The organism is Chelativorans composti (assembly GCF_039541695.1).
In the GTDB taxonomy this organism is placed as follows: Bacteria; Pseudomonadota; Alphaproteobacteria; order Rhizobiales; family Rhizobiaceae; genus Chelativorans; species Chelativorans composti.
Window position 1 is genome coordinate 1 of sequence record NZ_BAABGS010000015.1, and the last position, 22206, is coordinate 22206.

Below are 22206 nucleotides of genomic sequence, written 5' to 3' on the forward strand. Positions count from 1 at the left end.
GCGGGCGGCCCTGCAACCCCAACCAGCGATGCCGCCCGCGCTGGCGCCACGACCATCATTGCACTAACAATCAAATTGGACCCGTCCGTGGGGGCCGATCACGGAGTGGCACCGGTATGCAGAGCTGCCTCCACGTAGGTGCCGTTCGTGATCTCGTCCGTCGTGCCCTGGGAAATGAATGCGTAGCCAAGGGGGTTGCCGGTCTCGTCCAGCAGTCCGACCATGCTGCGCACCCTGGCCGGGGTGACGGAGCTGGGAGCAGAATTGAACCGTACGCAGAATACGGCTTCCTCCTGAACGTTCGGCGTTGAAGGAGCGGCCGCATACTTTGCGGCGACGTTGTATTTCAAGCCGGCTGCATCGACGGCGGAGTCCGAGTAACCGGAGCCATCGGTCGAGGCAACGACAGGACCCGTGCTCACAACGGAGCAACCGCCTGCAACAGGCGTTTCCGGATCTTCGGGATCTTCCGGATCTTCGGGATCTTCAGGATCCTCCGGACCTGGATCCACCGGATCGTCATCCCAGACAGGACCATCGTCGTAGAATGCGGAAAAGGCATTCGCGCCGCTGAACAGAACGGCGACTGCACACACCGCCGCACAACAGGTAAGGCGGTATGTGCCGGTGAGTGATTTCATCAAAGAGAGCATAAGTCGTAACTCCAAGGACGTTTTGACTTGCTCCCTCATGTTCGCATACGTAAACCTGGTGTCTGATCGATAAACGCTCTGTAATCGGCCGGTGACCGGGCCTCAGTTTCCTTTTCTGGTCCGGCTGGCAGTGGGGGGCCGGTTTGGAGTGCGTTCCTGCTGACACGCGGAGGTGTCGGACTTTGACGGCACCGCGTTGTTCGCAGCTGGGCTGTCGGAAGACATTTCAGTGCCGCTCGCGGCAAGAGACTGGCGCTCCTCCGGGAAACAAGGCATTCTCGGGTAGGTCCTGCTTTGTTGCGTGTTCGTAAATTATCGTCGGCTGGGCGGTGATCCCGGATTGGGCCTTTGTCCCCCATGTGCCCCGGCGTAGGGGTGTTGGGCCGGGACTTCCGGGCGGAGAATACTGCTGCCCCCTCCTTCATGGAACCTTGTCGAAGCGCAGATCCATCCGGACAAGTAATCCGATGATCCTGAATGCCTTGCGCCGTCTTGCGGCGGTGCCTTGTGCGGATCTTGCCGAAAGCCCGATTGGGAGACCGGTCGCGACTTGCGTCGGCCTGGCCGATCGCTACGATGTCCAGTTTGGGAACTGTTTCGGGATGAACGTCTTGCGCGGGCGAACCTGCCGCCGGAGCATCCATGCAAGTGAAGGAGTCGTTCGATGGAAAAACGCAGACTTGGAAATTCCGGCCTTCTCGTGTCGGTGGTCGGCCTCGGCTGCAACAATTTCGGCGGGATGAAGCAGTCTCTGGACACGGAGGGTGTGCGAAGGATTGTCCACGCCGCGATTGACGCGGGCGTGAACTTCTTCGACACGTCCGATTCCTACGGTCAGAACGGAGGTTCGGAGATTGCTCTGGGCGAGGTTCTGTCCGGTGGCCTGCGTGACGAGGTGGTGCTTGCGACCAAGTTCGCATCGCCGCTCGATCGCGAGAAGACCACGCGCTACAATGGCTCGCGCGCTTACATCATGAAGGCGGTGGAAGACAGCCTGCGCCGCCTGAAGACCGACTATATTGACCTCTACCAGTACCATTTCCCGGATCCCTACACGCCGATTGAGGAGACGCTGCGGGCGCTGGATGATCTCGTCCACCAGGGCAAGGTCCGCTACATCGGCTGCTCCAATCTCGCACCCTGGCAGATCATGGACGGCTGGTGGACCTCGAAGCATCACAATCTCTACGGTTTCATCTCGCACCAGGCCGAATACAGTCTGCTGGAGCGCGGCGCCGAGGAGACGCTTTTCCCGGTTCTCGACCGCACCGGCATCTCGCTCCTGCCTTACTTCCCGCTGGCAAGCGGCTTGCTCACCGGCAAGTACCGCAAGGGCCAGCCGATTCCTGAAGGCACGCGCATGTCCATGCCCCGCTTTCAGGCGCGCATGACGGAAGAGCGCCTCGAGGTGGTGGAAAAGCTGATTGCCTTTGCCGAGGCGCGCGGCCGCACCATCCTCGAGCTTGCCATGAGCTGGCTCGCCTCGGAAAAGCGGGTCGCCAGCATTATCGCCGGCGCTACCTCGCCCGAGCAGGTTCGTTCCAACGCCGCGGCGGTGGGCTGGAAGCTTACGCCCGAGGACCTGGCCGAACTGGATCAGATCACCGGAAAGTAACGTCGTCACGCCCACACGAGCCGTCTCAGCTTCTCATCCTCATGCCGAGTTTGTCGAGGCACGGTGAGGGGTGAGCGATGTACGATCTGCCGGACGACGTCACTGCGCCGGATGGGGACGCGATGTGGCTCGTGTCCCCATGGGAAGCAGTCCGCGTCCGGTGTCTTTCCGGCCGAAGGCGCGTGGTTGGCCGACCCGTGTTCGCCATTACTGGGCGGCGAGGCTGGGTGGACCGACTTCGACCTTCGCTTCGATCTCCAGCCGGTAGCGGTTTGATTTCTCCTTCCAGTGGCTGGCCAGGAGGCTGCGAAGCTCCCGGAGGCGTTGGTTTGCCAGGCTCTGGTTGCCTTCATTGTCGCGATAGACGATCCGCAGGATGGATGGCTCAACCTCCAGCATGTTAACTATGCTCCCGAGCCGTGGCTCCCACCGGGGATCGATCTGCGAAGAACCCGGGATAAACGCTTCATGACCGATATCCAGCCGCACAACGCGGGATATGGAGGTGGCAAAGTTGACTTCCGTCATTTTGCCGGGGGTCAGGCGCACGACCCGGGGGTTCTCGCTGATGATCCGGTAGCCCGTTGGCAGCGAACGCGGATCGAGCTTCAGAATGTAGTTGGTGCCGGCCCGCGTTCTGGGAAGGTCGGCGCAGGTGATATGGAAGCGTCCGTGTTCGTCGGACGTCACCTGCAATCCGTCCACGCTGACCACCCGTGCGCCCGCGATCCCCGTTTCGCCCTGGTCATGGTAGCCGTTACGGTTGGTGTCATTGAATACCTTGCCGGTAATGTCACCGCAATCGAACAGCGGATCGGGAATGATTTCCACGTCGGCTATGCCCTTCTGCCTGTACACGACATCGTTGTCCAGACGCTCGGCCTGGGCAGTGTTTGTGTAGGTGCCGTACCCGGCCGACGCTGACACGCCTAGGATGATCCCGATCTCCACGTTCTTCTCCGGTTCGACTTCGAGCTGCCACTCGAGGCGGCGTCCCTGGATGTTTGGCTCGGATGGCGAGCCGTCGACGGTGGCCGAGTTCGGAACATAGACGAAACCCTTGGGAAAGACGTCGGCAACCCGGACGCTGGTCGGCTTTATGAGACCAAGCGGCTTCACCGTGATGGTGTAGGGGACCACACTTCCGCGCTGGGCCTGGGGCATGGCTGCCGTCTTCTCCACGGCAAAGCCTGGCATGGTCAGTTTCGTTGGACCGGGCATCTCGGCGTCCATCTTTTCCCCGGTGGGACTGGTGGCGGTCGCGCTTGCCTGGTTGGCGACGCCGTCTGATATGCCGGAGGCCGCTTCTATGTCTTCGCTGGTGAGCGTGTAGTACGCGGTGAAGACCACCGTTTCGCCCGAAGGATATCGGCACTTTGGGGGGAAAAGGGTGTCATCGTGCCTGTGCCCGGCTTTCCGTCGAAGGTCGGTCCCGGATCGCTCACCTGCACGCCGAGGGCGGTGACGTTCCCGTCGTTTATGACTGAAATGTCGAACCGCAGCCGTTCTCCTGGATCGGGCAGCCCGTCGCCATCATCGGTTTCCGGATCGAATGCACCTGTCTTGGAGACATTGATGGAAGGAATGTGCGGGATCAGCTCGGTATGTGAACTGGTCGCCGTGAGGGGTGGTCGGTCCGGATAGTCCGGTAGCGATGCCGTCACGTTGGCTGTATTGCTGATTTCGCCGCGGTCGATGTCTGCCTGTGTCAGCGTGTAACTTGCGATGAAGACGGCCTTTCCTCCGGCCGGCAGCCGGCCATCCGCTCCGACGTCGGACTGGCTGGGGTCCAGCGTGGGAGTGCCGATGATGGTGTCCGATACAACGATGTCCGCCAGGTCCACGCTGCCAGTGTTCACGAGCGTGAACACGTAGTCCATGCGGTCCCCGGCGTTCTTGATGGGTGTGCCGTCCGGCGCCAGGCCTCCAACGACATCGACGAAGGTTCCGGTTTTCTCAAAGGTCATGTGTGCATCGAGAATGGTATAGGTGGCAACGCCCTTGCCGGGCTCGCCACAGGCCGTGACGCTGCCGATGCGGTACCCGCCGGCGCCAGGTTTGTCCACGAGCTCGAGCCTGAACTGCTCCTTATCTTCCCGGAGGTCATCGGCAAGGACGTTGAGCGGGATGGGGAACGCTTCTCCCGCGTAGTCGCCCGCCGGAATCTCGATCATCACCTTGTCGGAGGGCGAAACGTCCGATCCATCCGCCGTGACGGGGACGATCGCGACTTCGACGGCGAGCGTTTCGCCGGCGGGGATATTGCCGCTGACCCGGACCTTGATCGGAAAGTTGGCTGCCGTGTGGTCTCCCTCGAAGCCCTCTGCTTCGACCAGATCGAATTCGACAACCGGCGATATGCCAAAGACGGAGATGGCATCGAGAAAGTTGCCACCGCGCCGCCTTCGAAGGCCTGGAATCCGATTGTTTGCTCACCGGTTGCTCCCGTCCATTCAAAGGTCCCATAGTACCGGGTCCAGCCGTTTGCGGCAGGCTCGAAGAAGCATTGGCCAAGGGGCCCGCATGTCATGCTCATGTTGCCGGAGCCGCCTGTTCTGGCCGTGACGATCGGTATGACTTTGCTGGTGTCATTCGGGCCCGATCCACCTTCAGGATCGGTACTGATGTTGAACTCAAACTCCTCCCCTCCTGTGAGGTTTGACCGGGCCTTGTGATGAAGATACCAATCAACGACGTCCCCCTCCATGAGACAGACGGTCTGGAACAGGCGGGAGGGTGTAAAGGCATTCAGCTCGGCAAACTGCACTCCGTCCGCCGCCTCGGTTGACTGAAAGGGAGCCTTGAACATCTGAAGGCCTCCTCTTGCAGGAGGTTCGGGGGGATGCCCTCCACAGGAGCCTGTTGTATTTGAGGCCCAGCTGCCTGGGTGCGTTTCCGTCGTGCGCCACCCAGGTACCGTCGGGGTGCCGCCCGCATATTCCGGGAATTCCCAGGAGACGCGGATAGAGAAGCAGTTCGAGCCTGGAATTGGCGGTTCCTCAAAGCTGAGATTGAGAAAGCTTCGTTGGACCTGCGCGCTGGCAGTGGGCATTTGCGCCACAAGAAGGAGTAGGGCGAGCACAGCTCCTTCTCGAATGAGGTTCGGTCGGTTCAACATGCTCATGTCACGTCGCGTCGGCTGGTTGTGGTAACCGAATGTAAACTTCTTCCCACGCCAACGAACGTATCGAATTAGTAGAACTTTGAGCTGTTTACGCGCCGAGACGGTAAGAAACCCCATAAGTCCTTGGCGCAACAGCCTGCCGGCTTTCGGCAGCAGCGCCGTTGCGCGACATGTTCTGAGGCTCTATCGCCGGTCCAGAAGGATGTTCGTGGCCTGCAGGAGATCCACGACAGTTTCATATCGCATCACCACGCCCTCACTCTTCCATTCGCCGCACGGACACGGACGGTTCGCGCGAACGGCGGTCATTTGGACGAAGGATTCCCAGCATTGGCCTTGTAGTGTGCGGGTTGGATAGTAGTAGATGATTGGATCGTGCTGTAGTGGGGCGGTTTCGTATACCTGTTCGCAACCGGCGGTCTCCGGGCGCGTGCAGTCGCTGCAGTGTCCGAAGCCCGGGTTATGTCCCTCGCACGCCCGGTGGCTGGAAATTCGCGTAGGGGAAAGGGGCATGTCGTGTTGCTTGATGACCTCGATCTGCTCGTCTCCGATGAAGCTGATGCGAGCTCAGTCTCTGCCAACACCGCTCGCCCCGCATGTAGGTGGTGGGCGTGGGAGGGCGAACGGTTGAGGACTGCCGCCGAGCCGCTGCCGGGATGCGCCGGCGCCTGTGGTTGCGGTTGACTGGTCAGGCTACGTCAGGCAGCAGGCTTGCCGGCCACTTTCGCTGCCGCGCTAGGTTCCACCGCCAACCTGGATCAGCGACTCGATTTCCAGTCGGTATCGGTTTGATCTCTCCTTCCAGTGCTGGGCGATCAGCCCCCGCAAGTACTTGAGCCTCTGGTTGGCCAACGTCCGGTCCCCGGTCTGGTCCGAGTAGACGATCCGAAGCACCGAAGGCTCCGCCTCGAGAGTTTGGATTAGCGCCAATATACGCTCCTCCCATTCGGGCGAGAGGGTCGCAGCCCCGCTGCTGAATGCTGGAGCCCCGATGTCGAGGCGCACAACACGCGCGATGCTGACGGCGAAGTTGACTTCGCTTGCTTTGCCTGCGGTCAGCCGTACCACCCGCGGATTTTCGCTGATGATCCGGTACCCTGTCGGCAGCGAGCGCGGATCGAGCTTCAAGACATGGTTCGATCCCAGCCGCCGGTTCGGCAGGCTCGCACATGCCACGTTGAAACGTCCGTGTTCGTCGGTGGTCACAAGCAGGCCATCGACGCCGACCACCCGTACGCCAGGGACGCCGTCCTCGTCGGGATCCTGATATCCGTTGCGGTTGGTATCGTTGAAGACCTTGCCGATGATATCGCCGCAGTCGAACAGCGGCTCTGGTATGATTTCGACGTCGGCCACTCCCTTCTGCCGGTAGACCAGATCGATATCCGTCCGTTCCGCCTGGGCGATGTTCCTGAAAACACCGAAGCCCGTGGCGGCCGATGCGCCGAGAACCATGCCAATCTCGACATTCTTTTCAGGTTCGACATCAATTTCCCATGTGTGGCGCCGTCCCTGGACTGATGGTTCTGTAGGCACGCCGTCGATGGTGGCGGTGTTGGGGATGTAGACGAAGCCGGCTGGTATGATGTCGGCCAGCCTGATGCGGGTGGTCTGCACCAGTCCCAGCGGCTTCAGGGTGATCGTGTAAGGTACTGTTCCCCCCCCCCCCCCCCCCCCCCGATGCGTCTGCGTGACCCCGGCTTTCTTCTCCACTGCAAATCCGGGCATCGTCATCGGGACGGGTCCGGGCGTTTCGACCGTCAAAGTTTCTCCCGTCGGGGTTCGTCCGGTCACGCTCGCCTCGTTTGTCACGCCATCGGTGATACCTGATGCCACCAGAATGTCTTCACTCGACAATGTGTAATAGGCGGTGAAGATCTGCGTGGTGCCGGGCAGTATGTCTGCGCTCTCGGGCGAAAACGCGCCCATTACTCCGCTGCCTGGCATTCCGTCGAAGGAGGGACCTGTATCGTTCGGACGTACGTCGAACACGGTAGTGTTACCGTCGTTACTGACCGCGATGTCAAAACGCAGCCGCTCGCCCGGGTCGGGCAGTCCGTCGCCATCGTCCGTTTCGGGATCGAACGATCCCGTTTTCTGAATGCTGATGGACGACACGTGCGGAAGGGGTTCCGTGTGCGAGCTCGTAGCCGTCAGGGGTGGACGGTCGGGATAGTCGGGCCGGATTGCCGTGACCGTGGCGAGGTTAGTGATTTCGCCGCGATCGATGTCCTCCTGCGTCAGGGTGTAGGATGCCAGGAAGACGGCTTTCCCTTTCGGCGGCAGTCTGCCGTCCGTACCAATGTCCGACTGGGTAGGATCGAGCGTTGGTGTTCCGATCACGGTATCGGACACGACGATGTCCGCCAGGTCGATGCTGCCGGTGTTCACGACGGTGAAAACGTAGTCCATGCGATCGCCGGCGTTCTTGATAGGCGTGCCGTCTGGTCCGAAACCGCCGACGAGATCGACGAAGGTTCCCGTCTTCTCGAAGGACAGGTGACTGTCGAGGATGGTATAGGTCGCGGCCGACAATCCTGCTTCGCCGCAGGCGTTGACGCTGCCGATGCGGTAACCGCCTTTTCCGGGCTTGTCGACAATTTCGAGCCGGAACTGTTCTTCATCCTCCGGCAGGTCGTCCGTTAGCACATCCAGCGGGATTGGGAAGGATTCTCCCGCATAGTCGCCTGGCGGTATTTCGATGAAAACGCTTTCGCCCGGCGAAACATCCGACGCGTCGGCTGTGACTGGGACGATTGCGACTTCCACGACGAGCGGCTCGTCTTCCGGAATGTTGCCGCTGACCCTCACTCCGATCGGAAAGTTGGCGGCGGTATGTTCTCCCTCGAAGCCCTTGGCTTCACTGCTGTCGAGCTCGACAATGGGTGTTACGCCGAATACCGCAATGTTGTCGAGGAAATTGCCCATATTCGCACCGGACACAGCCTCGAACCCGATCGTCTGCAAGCCGGTGGGTTGGTCCCAGCTAAACCTCCCCGAGTATCTCGCCCATCCGTTTTCGGTGGTTACGCTGCACTCGCCATGGCAGTCGACTACAGTACCTACTCCAGCATTATTGGTCTGGCCCTGCACAATTGTCGTGCTGCCCACGCCTGTGGGGCTCTCGCCAATGTTGAATTTCATTTCTTCGGGTGCGCTGCTGCCCCTTGCCTTATGATAAAGGTACCACTCGACGACATCGCCTTCCATCAGGCAAACGGTCTGATAGAGGCGCGCCGCGGAATAGGCGTTCAGTTCCGCCCATTGGACGCCATCTGCGGCGGTGACTCCACCGAATCCGTTCTTGAACATTTGAATGGAGCCTTGGGGGGGGCATTTCAGGGGGATGGCCGCCACACGTCCCGTGTCCCGAGTCATCCCAGATATTCGGACTCCCTTCCGTGGTGCGCCATCCCGGCACCGCGTACTGGGGGTCTGAGGTGAACTCGAACGACACGCGGATGGAGAAGCAGTTTTCACCAGGAATCGGGGGCTCCTCGAAGCTGAGATTGATGAAGCTGCGCTGGATCTGGGCAGTGGCCGGAGCCATTTGGCTCGCCAAAGCCAGCAGGGCAATGGCTGCAAGCTTGTGTGAGTTCTGTCCGATAAGCATGCTCGTCTCGCGAGGACCAGTGATTCCTTGTCCCGATCTGGATTAAGAGCATGACGGAGGTAGATCGGCGCCAGATGTTCAACCGTAGGTTTACGGTATAGACCGTGTCGGAGCGCCTCGCTTCCATCAGAACCAGTGCACCGGTCCGTAGGAAAGTTCGATGGCGAGTTTCAGGGTCGTCGCGGGCGCTACGCATGTCGCCTTCCCGCGCGGCCGTAGGATCCCTGCGTCGGGAGGGCGGAGGGCGTCGTCTTGACAGGTTGGTGCCGCGGCAGCGTGTGTACAGTTGCTGGTTGTGTTTTGGAAATACTTGCCATTTCTGATCGAGCGATCACGGGCATCCTCCCATACTTCATTGAAATTGTTGGTAATGATTTGGCTTTAGGCCGGAAGAAAATTGCGTCCGCAGGGATACGGTGTATACTTGGCCGGTGGAGAGGACCCTTCGCCCATGGAACAGAATGTCGCCAGAACCCACGCCGCGCGTGCGCTGATCGAACTGCGGAAGAAGATCCTGAGCGGTGAGCTGGCGCCCGGCACGCGCCTGTTCGAGGTTCCGCTGACGGAAATGCTCAACATCTCGCGCACTCCCGTGCGTGAAGCTCTGCTGCGCCTGTCCGAGGAGGGACTGCTGGAGCGGGTTCGCAGCGGCGGCTTCGTCGTTCGCACTTTCAGCTTCAACGATGTGGTGGATGCGCTGGAGTTGCGCGGCGTGATGGAGGGGACGGCAGCCCGCCTCGCCGCGGAGAGGGGCGTTACGCCGGAACAGCTGGCGGGAATCCAGGAGATCGTGGAGAACCTTGACCGGTGTTTCGGGCCGGCGCTCCACGACGTGGATTTCGATCGTTACCGCGAACTGAATGCCGAGTTCCATGTGGCGCTGGCGGCCCTGTGCGGCAGTCCGCTCATCCAGCGCGAGGTCGAGCGCATTTCGCGCCTTCCTTTCGCATCCCCGTCTGCCTTCTTACAGGAGCGGGCCGATTTCATGCACCATTCGCTGCGGACGGCGCAATATCAGCATCGCGCGATCGTCTCGGCCATCGCGAAGCGCGAGGGCGCGCGCGCCGAGGCCCTGGCCCGCGAGCATGCGAGCCTGACGCGCAGCAATCTGGAGCACGCGCTGAAGGAGGACGGCGCCCGCGTGAAGCAGCTGCCCGGTCTGGCCCTGCTGACCTAATCGGGCTCATTGGAATTGCGATGCGCCGGAAGGAGGACCGGCGTTCGCAAGCCGAAGAGGAGGGGGACGTGGCCGGGCCGTCGGGATGATCCCGCCGGCCGGAATGCCCGTGGAGGAGGACTGAGAATGAACGTCGTTGCCAGAGACGTGGCGCCGCGCGCGCCGGACCGCTTTTTCATCAACGGCGAATGGGTCGCGCCGAAGTCATCGAACATGCTGGAGGTCATCTCGCCGGTGACCGAGGAGGTGCTCTTCACCTATCCCGAGGCGAGCGAGGCTGACATGGACCGCGCCGTGACGGCGGCCCGCGATGCCTTCGACAATGGCCCCTGGCCACGCTTGAGCCCCACCGAACGGGCGGGCTACCTGCGCAAGGTGGCCGCGCATCTGACCGAGCGGCTGGACGATATCGCCGCCGCCTGGACGCTTCAGGTGGGCGCGCCGATTTCACTCACGAAAAAGCTGGTTCCGCAAAATCCAACGCTTTTCAACTACTACGCCGATCTGGCCGAGACCTATCCCTTCATGGATGAGCGTAGCCGCGATGATGGTGGCAAGGTGCGCGTGGTGAAGGAGCCCGTCGGCGTCTGCGCAGCCATCACGCCGTGGAATGCGCCGCTCGTCCTTCTGTCCTACAAGGTCTCCACCGCACTGGCCGCCGGCTGCACCATGGTCGCCAAGCCGTCGCCCGAGACGCCGCTGGAGGCCTACATCCTTGCCGAATGCATCGAGAAGGCCGGCATTCCGAAGGGCGTGTTCAATCTTGTCCCGGCGGGTCGCGAGAGCGGCGACTATCTCGTTCGCCACAGGGACATCGACAAGGTGGCCTTTACTGGAAGCACGGCGGCCGGAAAGCACATTGCCGCCGTCTGCGCCGAACGTCTGGCACGCGTAAGCCTGGAACTGGGCGGCAAGTCCGCCGCCATCCTGCTGGATGACGCCGATTTCGCCAAGGCATTGCCCTGGCTGCTGATTTATTCCATGCCAATCACCGGCCAGGTCTGCTTCTCGCTGACCCGCATCCTGGTGCCCGAGAGACGCAAGCAGGAATTCCTCGACATGTTCCTGGGGGCTGTGTCCCAGATCAAGGTCGGCAACCCCTTTGATCCGGAGACCCAGATGGGTCCGCTCACCATGGAGCGCCAGCTTCGCCGCGTGGAGGGAAACATCCAGTCCGGCCGCCAGGAGGGCGCGAAGTTGCTTTGCGGTGGCGGCCGCCCCGCCGGATTCGACCGTGGATTCTTCATCGAGCCAACCGTATTCGCGGACGTGAAACCCAGCATGAAGATCTTCCAGGAGGAGATCTTCGGTCCTGTCGTCTCGGTCATTTCCTACCAGGATGAAGACGAAGCCGTACGCATCGCCAACGACACGATCTATGGCCTGAGCGGCGCGGTTTTCACCGCAGATGTCGAGCGCGGCTATCAGGTCGCCCGCCGCATGCGGACCGGCAGTGTCACCGTCAACGCGATGATCGTCGATCCCAAGCATCCCTTCGGCGGCTACAAGCAGTCCGGCATGGGCCGCGAGGGTGGTCCGGAGGGACTGGAGAACTACCTCGAGACCAAGACCATTCATCTGACCTGACAGTCGGGTGCCGGACGAGCGTTCAGGGCGGACCGGCCGGTCCGCCCTGTTTTCGTTGGAAATCTGCCCTGTTTTCGTTGGAAAATCGTGTCGTGTCGAACCCGCCGAGACGTCGCCTGCCTGGGCCTACCGCATCGTCATGGGCAGCCACAGGGCAATGGCCGGGAAGACCGTGAGCAGCACCAGCCGCACGATGTCCGCTGCGATGAAGGGAGCTACCCCGCGGTAGATCGTCGTCAGCTTCACCTCGCGGGCGATGGAGTTGATGACGAAGACGTTGATGCCCACTGGCGGCGCGATCATGCCGAGTTGGCAGCAGGTGACGAGGATCACGCCGAACCAGACGGGATCGAATCCGAGCTTGACGATAACCGGAAACACGACCGGCAGCAGCAGCACGATCATCGCCATTTCGTCCATCAGCGCACCGGCGATGAAGAATACGACGAGGATGAGGGCTAGCGTTCCGTAGGGCCCGAGGTCCATCGCCACCAGCAGGGCGGTGAGTTTCTGCGGCGACTGGGTGATGGCCAGGAAATAGCCGAACAGCATCGCGCCGATCAGCACCGTGTAGAGCACCACGGAGGTGCGCAGCGCCTCGACCAGGCTGTCGAGGATCTTGCGGGCGTCGAGCCGGCGGCGCGCCACGCCGATGATCATGGTGGCAAAGGCGCCGACGGCGGCCGCTTCCGTGGGCGTTGCGATGCCGAGGTAGATCACCCCGATCACGGCGATGAACAGCAACCCCACCGCCCAGATATCCTTGAGAGAGTCCAGCGCCTCGCGCGGGTCGAAGCGCCGTCCTGCGGGCAATGCCTTGCCGTGGGCGATGCGCACGGTCGCCATGTACATGAGCGTGGCGAGCAGCCCGGGGATGATGCCGGCGATGAACAGCTGCCCGACATCCGTCTCGGTGAGGTAGGCATAGACCACCATCACGACGGACGGTGGGATCAGAATGCCCAGCGTGCCGCCGGCCGCCACGATGCCCGTCGAGGTGCCGTCATGGTAGCCCGCCGCCCGCATCTCCGGCACGGCGATGCGGGTCATGGTGGCGGCGGTCGCCACCGAGCTGCCGCAGATCGCCGCGAAGCCCGCGCACGCCGCGATCGTCGCCAGCGCCAGCCCGCCGCGGAAGGAGCCGAGCCAGGCGTTGCCTGCGCGGAAGAGTTCGCGGGACATGCCCGAGTTCGTCGCGAACACGCCCATCAGCACGAAGAACGGTACCAGCGTCAGGTTGAAGTCGGTCACGACGCGAAAGGGGGAGGTGGTAAGCAAATTGAGCGCCGGCGCGAGCCCGCGCACTGAGGCAAAGCCGAATACCCCCACCAGGCCCATGGCGATGCCGATCGGCACCCGCAGGGCCATCAGGACGAACATGGCAAGAAAGCCGAGGATCGCGGTCAGGTCGCCCGAATTCATTCAAACGGCTCCTGGTGTTGCCCGAGGTCGCGTCCTGCCCGCACGCGCGAGAAGGCGAAGAGCAGGGTGATGACGGCCGCTGCGCAGCCGAGCCAGATGAGGCCAAGCATCGGCCAGACCGGAATGCGCAGGTCGAACGTGCCTTCATTGCTGCGGTAGGCGCTCGCCACGCGGAAATAGGTCTGGTAGGCGAGCAGGACGGTGAAGAAGAAGAGCATCGCCCAGGCGAAGAGGTCGAGCACGATCTTGCCGCGCCGGGGCAGCAGCTCCCACACGATGTCGACGGCGATCTGCCCGCCGCGATAGCAGACCGACGCGAAGCCCCACATGATGCAGGCGCCGATGAGGAGGCGCGAGATGTCGAAGGCATCCGGGACCGGCCAGGAAAGCAGATAGCGACCGGCCGTGGAGACGACGATCAGCAGCGTGCAAAGGCCGAGCAGGACACCCGCGATGATTTCCACGCCGGTGCAGAATTTTTCCAGGATATGCCTCATGCGACCGTGTCTCCCGGATGTGTCTGGTCTGGCTGGATGAAGCGTGCCCGCGCAGTGACGGAGCGCGTGGCGTGCGTTTCAGGGCCGCGCGCCGCGAACAGGACCGCGTGGCCGGCTCGGGGAGCCGGCCACGCGTGATATGCTACTCGCCGGCGTAGGAATTGCGCGCCTTCAGGGCCTCGATCAGGCCGTTGAGCATTTCGTCCGGATCGCCGCCCGCCTTGCGGATAGTCTCCTTCCACTCGTCGGTGAGCGGTGCCGCGGCGTCCTTCCACATCTGCACCTGCTCCTCGTTCGGCTTCCAGAGCGTGTGCTTGGGATCGGCCGCGATCTTGTCGCGCCCGGCCGCTTCCGCGTCGGCCCAGCCGGAGGACATCTTCTCCGCCCATTCCGGCGTGCAGTGGTCGTAGATCACCTGCCGGTCCTCCTCGGACATGATCTCCAGCTTCGCCTTGTTGAAGATGAAGGCGTTGATGGAGGCGTAGAGCGGCATGTCGAGATGGTGGGTGACGATGGAGTCCACGCCGAAGATGTAGAGCGACTCCCAGGGTGACTGCGTCATGTCCGCAGCACCTTTCGCGAGCACCTCGCGGCTTTCGGCGGCCGAGACCTGTACCGAGGCGCCGCCGAGCAGGTTCACGAACCGAGCTTCGGTAGCGTTGGCCGGACGCACCGTCTTGCCCTTCACGTCCTCGGGCACCAAAATCTTCGAGGTGCTGTGGAACGTGCCGGGGTCATGGGACAGCGCCATGCAGAAGTAGGTGTCGGCCATCTCCGTTTCCGAATATGGCTTGTACCACTCTGTCAGCGCCGCCACGCCTGCCTTGGCGTTCTCGAACAGGAAGGGCAGCTCGGCTGCCGCGAGGATCGGGAAGCGCCCCGGCTGGTAACCCGGATTGATGAAGCCGATGTCGACGATGCCGTCGCGCGCCATGTCGTAGTGGTCAGCCGCCGCGCCCAGCTGCTGGGCGGGATAGATGGTGATCTCGATGCGTCCGTTGGACGCCTGCTTGATGGACTCCGCCCAGGGTTCCATTCCGGTCACCTGCAGGGGATGCGTTCCCGGTACCCAGTGGGACAGCGTGAGCTCGATTTCCGCCGCATGGACGGCATGCGCAGTACCAACGGCAATCGCGATTGCCGACACAAGTCGTGTATACATTTCTCCTCCCCGTCGCGGGCGTTCTCCTCCTCCGCCCGCGAACCTCGTCTGAGCCTTCCCTCCCTGGAATATCACCATAGTATCCACTTGCATTCAAGCTTTTCTGGGGGTGACTTTCAATTTGGCTGCTTTCGGCAAGAATAGTGGCCGCTCACTTCTGATTTTCGTCCCGCACCGCGGCTGAATGGTTTTTCCCGTGCAGTGAATACAAGATGGACAATTTTCGCACGGTGGGCTCATACTGGTCGCGTTGCAGTCCTGGGGAGGAGGCATCAGGTGAAAGTCGGCGAGGCGATCGTTGAGATCCTGAAACGCGAGGGCGTGGACGTGGTGATCGGCTATCCGGTCAACCACATTCTCGAATATGCGGCGCGGGCGGACATTCGCCCCATCGTCGTTCGGCAGGAGCGCACCGGCATCCACATGGCGGATGCCATTTCGCGCCTCACCTCCGGACGTAAGATCGGGGTCTTCGTCATGCAGCTCGGCCCCGGCACCGAGAATTCCTATGGCGGGATTGCCCAGGCCTATTCGGAATCCGTCCCGATCCTGGTCATGCCCGGCGGCTATCCGCGGAGGCTGGCGCATGTGCAGCCGAACTACAACGCCAGCCACTCCATGCGGGACATCACCAAGTCTGCGGAGCCGATCAACGTCCCGGCCGATATTCCCAGTATCATGCGGCGCGCATTCTCCCGCCTGCGCAACGGCGTGAAGGCACCGGTCCTGGTCGAAATTCCGAACGACATCTGGGACGAGGAGGTGCCTGAGCCGCTGGCCTACCGGCCGGTTGTCTCTACCCGCAGCGGTCCGGATCCGCAGGCGGTTGTCGCCGCTGTCGATCTGCTGCTGGAGGCGAAGCGTCCCGTCATCTATGCGGGGCAGGGGATCCATTACGCCCGCGCATGGCCTCAGCTGCGCGCTCTGGCGGAACGGCTTGCCATACCCGTCTGCACGAGCCTCGAGGGCAAGAGCGCCTTCCCCGAAGACCATCCTTTGGCGCTGGGCTCCGGCGGCCTGGCCTTCCCGCGCACGGTCCGACATTTCCTGGACGAGTCCGACGTCATCTTCGGCATCGGCTGCTCGTTCACCGAGACCTCCTTCGGCGTGCCCATGCCGCGCGGCAAGCGGGTCATCCACGGAACTCTTGCCGCCGACCACATCAACAAGGATCTCGAGGCCGAGGTCGCCCTCGTCGGGGATGCCGGCCTGATCCTCGATGCCGTCCTGGCCGAGCTGGATCGCCGGCAGGTCGCCCGCCGCTCCTGGACCTGGGTCGCCGACGAGATCGCCCGCGTTCGCTCCGAATGGCTGAAGGAGTGGATGCCGAAGCTCACCTCCAGTGAGGTGCCGCTGACGCCCTATCGCGTGCTGTGGGATCTCCAGAAGACGGTCGACGTCTCGAGGACGATCATCACCCACGATGCCGGCAGCCCGCGCGATCAGCTTTCGCCCTTCTGGGTGACGAAGGAGCCGCTCACCTATATTGGCTGGGGCAAGTCGACCCAGCTCGGCTACGGATTTGGTTTGGCAATGGGCGCCAAGCTTGCCTGTCCCGACAAGCTCTGCATCAACGTGTGGGGCGACGCGGCCATCGGCTTCACGGGCATGGACTTCGAGACAGCGGTGCGGGAGCGGATTCCGGTCCTCTCCATCCTGCTCAACAACTTCTCGATGGCCATGGAGTTGCCCATCATGCAGGCGGCGACCGAGAAATACCGCGCCACGGACATTTCGGGCAATTATGCGGAATTCGCCCGCGCCCTTGGCGGCTATGGTGAGCGGATAACTCGCCCGGAGGATATTGTGCCTGCCATACGGCGTGGTATCGAACAGACGGAAAAGGGAATCCCGGCACTGCTCGAATTCATCACCTGCCAGGAGCTGGCGGTGTCGCGGTATCACGCATTCGTTTGACGGAAGGGACAGTTTCCATGACAGCACAGGGCGCGGAACAGGTCATCGGCAGCCTACGCAACATTCTGGGCGACCGCATCGTCACATCCATGTCGGTCCGCGAGCATCACAGCCGCGACATCTCGCGTTTCCCGCCCGTGCTGCCCGACGCCGTGGTCTTCCCGCGTACCGAGGAGGAGGTGGTGCAGATCGTTCGCCTCTGCGCCGAGCACCGAGTGCCGGTGGTGCCTGTGGGCGCGACGTCTTCGCTCGACGGTCACATCATCCCGGTCCGCGGCGGCATCACCATCAACATGCGGGAGATGAACCAGATCCGCGAAATCCGGCCCGAGGACATGCTGGCCGTGGTGGAGCCGGGCGTGACGCGCAAACAGCTCAATACGGCGCTGCGTGACACCGGCCTCACCTTCCCGATCGACCCCGGCGCGGATGCCTCCATCGGCGGCATGGCGGCCACGCGCGCAAGCGGCACCACCGCCGTCCGCTATGGCACCATGCGCGAGAACGTGATGGCGCTGCGTGTCGTCACCCCCGACGGCACGGTGATCTGGACCGGTTCCCGGGCGAAGAAGTCGTCCACCGGCTATGACCTGACTCATCTTTATGTCGGCTCCGAAGGCACGCTGGGCATCATCACCGAGGTGACGGTGCGCCTGCACCCGATCCCGGAAAAGGTCTCCTCCGCCATTTGCACCTTCCCGGACGTGAAGAGTGCGGTGGAGGCGGTCATTGCCGCGGTGCAGTACGGCATTCCGGTTGCCCGCGTCGAATTTCTGGATGAAACCGCCATCGGCGCCGTCAACAGCTACTCGAAACTGAACCTGAAGGTCGCGCCGACGCTATTCTTCGAGTTCACCGGCACGCCCGCCTGGGCGGCGGAGCAGGCCCAGATCGCCGAAGAAATAACCGCCAGCTGCGGCGGCACCGGCTTCCAGTGGTCCACCGATGCGGACGAGCGCAATCGCCTGTGGCAGGCCCGGCATGATCTGCTGTGGGCGGCGAGGGCGCTGCAGCCGGGCTTTGACATCTACACCGGCGATGTCTGCGTGCCGATCTCGCGCCTTGCAGAGAGCATCGTCGCCGCGCGTGAGGATATGGATGCCTCGCACCTGAAGGGTGTCGTTCTGGGGCATGTCGGCGACGGCAACTACCACACCCTCTATCTGATCGACCCGAACAAGCCGGAGGATTACGCCGAGGCCGAGCGCCTGGCGGACCGGCTGGTGGAGCGTGCCCTCGCCGTGGGCGGCACCGCGAGCGGTGAGCACGGCCTGGGGCTCGGCAAGCTCAAGTTCATGCGCAAGGAGCATGGCGCCGCGGTCGACATCATGAAGCGCATCAAGCAGGCGCTCGATCCGCTCGGCATCATGAACCCCGGCAAGATGGGGCAGGAGGGCTGACCCTCCTGCAGCCATCCTCACGCGGCGCTCCAGCCCTCATGTTGAGCTGTCGAAGCATGAGCCTGTCGAGGCGCGGGTGCGCCTCGACCTGGAAGCGCGCTAGCCCCTTCCCAGGAACGGCACCTTCACGGGCAGGATCGTTGTGTCGAGCACGGCAATGTCCGGCGGCAAGCTTGCCATCAGCACGACGAAGCGGCCGAGCACGGAAGGCTGGATGGCGTTTTCGCTCAGCTGGTCCGTCACGCCCGGCACCAGCGAACTGATGGTCTGGCCCGGATGGATGACCGTCGCGGTGATGTTGTGGTCCCGGCCGTCGAGCGCGAGCGAGCGCGTCAGCCCCTCGATCGCGAACTTGCTTGCATTGTAGGCGATGGAGTGCGGCCGCGGGATCTTCGCCGAAAGCGAGCCGATGTTGAAGATGCGCCCGCCGCCCTTGGCCTTCATCCGCCGGAACGCTTCGCGCGAGCACAGGAATGCGGCGGTGAGATTGATGTCCAGCACCTCGCGCCAGCGTTCGAGCGAAAGGTCTTCCACCGGTGTGTCATCCGCGATTCCCGCATTGTTCACCAGGATGTCGGGCGGACCGGCGAGCCGCTCGGTTTCGCTGAAGAGGGCCAGCACGTCTTCCTCGCGGGCAAGGTCCGCGGGCACGGCGAAGGCGGTCCTTCCCTTCGAAACCATTTCGGTAACGATCCCCTTGAGCCGCTCCGCCCGGCGTGCGGCAAGAATGACGATGGCGCCCTCGTTTGCCAGTTCCCGTGCAATGCCGAGTCCGATGCCGCTGCTTGCTCCCGTGACGATAGCAATCCAGTCCTTGAGCGCTTCCACGTTCTCCTCCTACCGTGTCGCGGGTGCCGTCACCCGGGCGTGCACCCGGAACAATGAATGTATACGGAAAGTCGAACAGGAAGAAATGCCCGGTTGGTGCGACCCACGGGTAAACCCGTGCGGCCCGCACGGACGACGGTTTGTGCCGTGCCGGTCAGCTCTTGCGCGATAGCTCCCGCGTGGCGGTTTCCAGCCCCTGCAGCGTGAGCGGGTACATCCGCCCCTCGAAGATCTGGGCGATCATCTGGATCGTGGCCGTGTAGCCCCAGGCATCCTGCGGCACGGGATTGAGCCAGACGCTGTGCGGCCACTGCTCGCGAGCCCGCCGCAGCCACACCCAGCCGGGTTCCGTGTTCCAGTGCTCCACCGAACCGCCCACTTCGCGCAATTCGTACGGGCTCATGGAAGCATCGCCGACGAAGATGACCTTGTAGTCGGGGCCGTACTTGTGGAGCACGTCCATGGTCGGCATGACCTCCGACCGCCGCCGCCGGTTGTCTTTCCAGAGGCCTTCGTAGAGGCAGTTGTGGAAGTAGAAGTACTCCATGTGCTTGAACTCGGCCCGCACCGCCGAGAACAGTTCCTCGACGATCCGGATGTGGTCGTCCATGGAACCGCCCACGTCGAAGAACATCAGAAGCTTCACCGCGTTGCGCCGCTCGGGCCGCATCTGCACGTCAAGATAGCCGTGCTCGGCTGTGGCGCGGATTGTGCCGGGCAGGTCGAACTCCTCGTTCGCCCCGTCGCGCACCCAGCGCCTGAGCCGTTTCAGCGCCACCTTGATGTTGCGCGTGCCGATCTCCACCGTGTCGTCGAGATTGCGGAACTCGCGCCTGTCCCACACCTTCACCGCGCGGCGGTGACGGCTTCCGTTCTGCCCGATGCGGATGCCTTCCGGATTGTAGCCATAGGCGCCGAACGGCGAGGTGCCCGCGGTGCCGATCCACTTGGAGCCGCCCTGGTGCCGTCCCTTCTGCTCCTCGAGCCGCTTGCGCAGCGTTTCCATGAGCTTGTCGAAGCCGCCCAGCGCCTCCACCAGCTTCTTCTCTTCTTCCGTCAGGTGCTTCTCGGCGAGCCGCCGCAGCCATTCCTCCGGCAGGTTGGCCGGGTCGAGGATGTCGCTTCCCGCGAGGTCCTCAAGACCCTTGAAAACATGGGAGAACACCCGGTCGAACCGGTCGAGGTAGCGCTCGTCCTTCACCAGTGTTGCGCGCGCCAGGTAGTAGAATCCCTCCACGTCATAAGTGACGAGGTCGGCCTGCAGCGCCTCCAGCAGGGTCAGATACTCCCTGAGGGTGACCGGCACCTTCGCTGCCTTGAGCTCGAGGAAGAAGGGAATGAACATAATTTACAGCAGGTCGTACTCGATGAACCCGGTCCGCCGTGCCACCTTGTCATAGAGTCTGCGGGCGGTCGTGTTCGTCTCATGGGTCATCCAGTAGACATTGGTGACGCCCCGCTCCCCGGCTGCCTCCTGAACAGCCTTGATCAGCGCTGTGGCGACGCCCTTTCCGCGCGCTTCGGCGTCGGTGTAGAGGTCCTGCAGATAGCAGTTGCCTTCCACCGACCAACAGGAGCGGTGGAAGATGTAGTGGACGAGGCCCACCGCCCTGCCGTCGGCCCGGGCGATGAAGCCGCGCGGTTCGAACTCTCCGTCAGTGAACAGCCGCTCCCATGTGGTCGCGTAGACCGTCTCGCTTACCGAAGTCTTGTAGAAGACGAGGTAGGCGGTCCACAGGCGCCGCCAATCCTCGTAGTCCGCCTTCTCCAGTGGACGGACAACGATCTCGCTCATGACTTATCTCCTCGCCATGAAGGCTAGCCGCTCGAACAGGTGTACGTCCTGCTCGTTCTTGAGCAGCGCGCCGTGCAGCTTCGGCAGCGCGCTGCGCGCATCCCCCCGCAGATCGGCAGGATCGACGTCTTCCGCCACCAGCAGCCGGATCCAGTCCAACACCTCCGACGTGGAGGGCTTCTTCTTGAGCCCCGGCGTCTCGCGGATCTCGAAGAAGGTGGTGAGCGCCGCGCGCAGCAGGTTCGGTTTGATACCCGGGAAATGCACTTCGACGATCTTCTGAAGCGTCTCCATGTCCGGGAAGCGGATGTAGTGGAAGAAGCAGCGGCGCAGGAACGCGTCCGGCAGCTCCTTCTCGTTGTTGGAGGTGATGATGACGATTGGCCGGTTCTTCGCGCGGACCGTCTCTCCGGTCTCGTACACAAAGAACTCCATGCGATCGAGTTCCTGCAGCAGGTCGTTGGGAAACTCGATGTCCGCCTTGTCGATCTCGTCGATCAGCAGGACGACCTTGCGGTCGGAGACAAATGCCTCCCAAAGCTTGCCGGGCTTGATGTAGTTACGGATGTCGTTGAATCGGGCCTCGCCCAACTGGCTGTCGCGCAGGCGTGAGACCGCGTCGTATTCGTAGAGGCCCTGCTGCGCCTTGGTGGTGGACTTGATGTTCCACTCGATGAGGTCGAGTCCGAGGCCGGCGGCCACTTGCCGCGCCAGTTCCGTCTTGCCGGTGCCTGGCTCGCCTTTCACCAGGAGAGGTTTCTCGAGTGCGATCGCCGCGTTCACGGCGATCATCAAATCCTTGTCCGCGACGTAGGACGCCGTACCTTCAAAGCGCATTCAGATCCTCTCCTCCTGAGGCAAACACCTTGTGATGCAATCCATAGTGACGAATCGCCGCCCGGTCTACTAGCTTGCGCGATGCCCGTCGCCCCGGACGGAGGGAGGCTGTCAGTTCAGCTGCACGATAGCAAGGTTGAGCATCGTGGCGAAGGCAACCCAGGCGGCATAGGGCAGGAAGAGTATGGAGGCGGTCCGGTCCCGATTCCAGGCGCGCAGGATGAATGCGAGGATAGCGATCAGCAGGATGACGATGATCGCGAGCGCCAGGCCCGGATTGTGGGCGGCGAAGAACGCCGGGGACCAAAGGAAGTTGAGCGCCATCTGCCCGGCCCACAGCACCTTCAGTCCCACATCCCGCGTGAATGTGAAAACGCGCCACCCGGCGGTGGCAATGAGCACGTAGAGGATACTCCAGACCGGTGCGAACAGCCAGCCCGGCGGATTGAACCATGGCTTGTCGAGGCTTGCATACCACTCATCCGGCGGCGTGAGATAGCCAATGGCGAGACCCGCCGCGAGCACGGCGATGATGAAAAGGAAAAGGGAGGAACGGTTTTTCATCTCCCCACAATGCGC

General features: G+C 62.6%; 17 protein-coding genes. 5 read left to right on the forward strand and 12 right to left on the reverse strand.

The annotated features are described in order from the left end of the window. Nucleotides 1-98: 98 nt before the first annotated feature. Nucleotides 99-641 carry a hypothetical protein gene (locus ABD906_RS04130; protein WP_345098354.1) on the reverse strand — a complete coding sequence of 181 codons (543 nt, stop codon included), beginning with the start codon at nt 639-641 and terminating at the stop codon, nt 99-101. 676 nt (nt 642-1317) lie between these two features. Here ABD906_RS04130 and ABD906_RS04135 point away from each other — a divergent pair. After that, on the forward strand, nt 1318-2268 hold the full coding sequence (locus ABD906_RS04135) for an aldo/keto reductase (protein WP_345098355.1): 951 nt from the start codon (nt 1318-1320) through the stop codon (nt 2266-2268). Between the two features lie 207 nt (nt 2269-2475). On the opposite strand, the gene ABD906_RS04140 is transcribed toward ABD906_RS04135, so the two are convergent. The 3 genes from ABD906_RS04140 to ABD906_RS04150 all read right to left on the reverse strand — a co-directional run bounded on the left by ABD906_RS04140 (nt 2476) and on the right by ABD906_RS04150 (nt 8704). After that, on the reverse strand, nt 2476-3618 hold the full coding sequence (locus tag ABD906_RS04140) for a hypothetical protein (RefSeq protein ID WP_345098356.1): 1143 nt from the start codon (nt 3616-3618) through the stop codon (nt 2476-2478). Next, complete coding sequence (locus tag ABD906_RS04145) at nt 3576-4442, reverse strand: DUF7507 domain-containing protein (protein ID WP_345098357.1); 867 nt, start codon at nt 4440-4442, stop codon at nt 3576-3578. Before ABD906_RS04145 ends, ABD906_RS04140 begins: the two co-directional genes overlap by 43 nt. 1685 nt (nt 4443-6127) lie before the next feature. Then, nucleotides 6128-8704, reverse strand: a complete 2577-nt coding sequence (locus ABD906_RS04150) for a DUF11 domain-containing protein (RefSeq protein ID WP_345098358.1) — start codon at nt 8702-8704, stop codon at nt 6128-6130. A gap of 752 nt (nt 8705-9456) precedes the next feature. Here ABD906_RS04150 and ABD906_RS04155 point away from each other — a divergent pair. Both ABD906_RS04155 and ABD906_RS04160 read left to right on the forward strand, forming a co-directional pair. Continuing rightward, nucleotides 9457-10182: a GntR family transcriptional regulator gene (locus ABD906_RS04155; RefSeq protein ID WP_345098359.1), complete on the forward strand. Its 726-nt coding sequence runs from the start codon at nt 9457-9459 to the stop codon at nt 10180-10182. 126 nt (nt 10183-10308) lie between these two features. Then, nucleotides 10309-11769, forward strand: a complete 1461-nt coding sequence (locus ABD906_RS04160; RefSeq protein ID WP_345098360.1) for an aldehyde dehydrogenase — start codon at nt 10309-10311, stop codon at nt 11767-11769. 126 nt (nt 11770-11895) lie between these two features. Here the strand turns inward: ABD906_RS04160 and ABD906_RS04165 are convergent, their stop codons facing one another. From ABD906_RS04165 to ABD906_RS04175, 3 genes are all read right to left on the reverse strand, one after another. Continuing rightward, nucleotides 11896-13191 (reverse strand): TRAP transporter large permease, encoded by a 1296-nt coding sequence (locus ABD906_RS04165; RefSeq protein WP_345098361.1) that lies wholly within the window; start codon nt 13189-13191, stop codon nt 11896-11898. Next, complete coding sequence (locus tag ABD906_RS04170; RefSeq protein ID WP_345098362.1) at nt 13188-13688, reverse strand: TRAP transporter small permease; 501 nt, start codon at nt 13686-13688, stop codon at nt 13188-13190. The genes ABD906_RS04165 and ABD906_RS04170 overlap by 4 nt, the downstream gene beginning before the upstream one ends. A 142-nt stretch (nt 13689-13830) precedes the next feature. After that, nucleotides 13831-14850 (reverse strand): TRAP transporter substrate-binding protein, encoded by a 1020-nt coding sequence (locus ABD906_RS04175; protein ID WP_345098363.1) that lies wholly within the window; start codon nt 14848-14850, stop codon nt 13831-13833. 276 nt (nt 14851-15126) lie between these two features. On the opposite strand from ABD906_RS04175, the gene ABD906_RS04180 reads away from it, so the two are divergent. Both ABD906_RS04180 and ABD906_RS04185 read left to right on the forward strand, forming a co-directional pair. Then, a complete protein-coding gene (locus ABD906_RS04180; protein ID WP_345098364.1) occupies nt 15127-16767 on the forward strand; it encodes a thiamine pyrophosphate-requiring protein in 1641 nt (546 codons plus the stop codon). 17 nt (nt 16768-16784) lie between these two features. Beyond that, nucleotides 16785-18167, forward strand: a complete 1383-nt coding sequence (locus tag ABD906_RS04185; RefSeq protein ID WP_345098365.1) for an FAD-binding oxidoreductase — start codon at nt 16785-16787, stop codon at nt 18165-18167. Between the two features lie 99 nt (nt 18168-18266). On the opposite strand, the gene ABD906_RS04190 is transcribed toward ABD906_RS04185, so the two are convergent. The 5 genes from ABD906_RS04190 to ABD906_RS04210 all read right to left on the reverse strand — a co-directional run bounded on the left by ABD906_RS04190 (nt 18267) and on the right by ABD906_RS04210 (nt 22191). After that, nucleotides 18267-18995, reverse strand: coding sequence for an SDR family NAD(P)-dependent oxidoreductase (locus tag ABD906_RS04190; RefSeq protein WP_345098366.1), 729 nt, complete (start codon nt 18993-18995; stop codon nt 18267-18269). A gap of 154 nt (nt 18996-19149) precedes the next feature. After that, nucleotides 19150-20340, reverse strand: a complete 1191-nt coding sequence (locus tag ABD906_RS04195) for a vWA domain-containing protein (protein WP_345098367.1) — start codon at nt 20338-20340, stop codon at nt 19150-19152. A 3-nt stretch (nt 20341-20343) separates the two neighbouring features. Then, nucleotides 20344-20790: a GNAT family N-acetyltransferase gene (locus ABD906_RS04200; RefSeq protein WP_345098368.1), complete on the reverse strand. Its 447-nt coding sequence runs from the start codon at nt 20788-20790 to the stop codon at nt 20344-20346. 3 nt (nt 20791-20793) lie between these two features. Next, nucleotides 20794-21627 (reverse strand): AAA family ATPase, encoded by an 834-nt coding sequence (locus tag ABD906_RS04205; RefSeq protein ID WP_345098369.1) that lies wholly within the window; start codon nt 21625-21627, stop codon nt 20794-20796. 111 nt (nt 21628-21738) lie between these two features. Beyond that, the gene (locus tag ABD906_RS04210) at nt 21739-22191 is read right to left on the reverse strand and encodes a TspO/MBR family protein (protein WP_345098371.1); all 453 of its coding nucleotides are present in this window, start codon (nt 22189-22191) and stop codon (nt 21739-21741) included. Between the last annotated feature and the right edge of the window lie 15 nt (nt 22192-22206).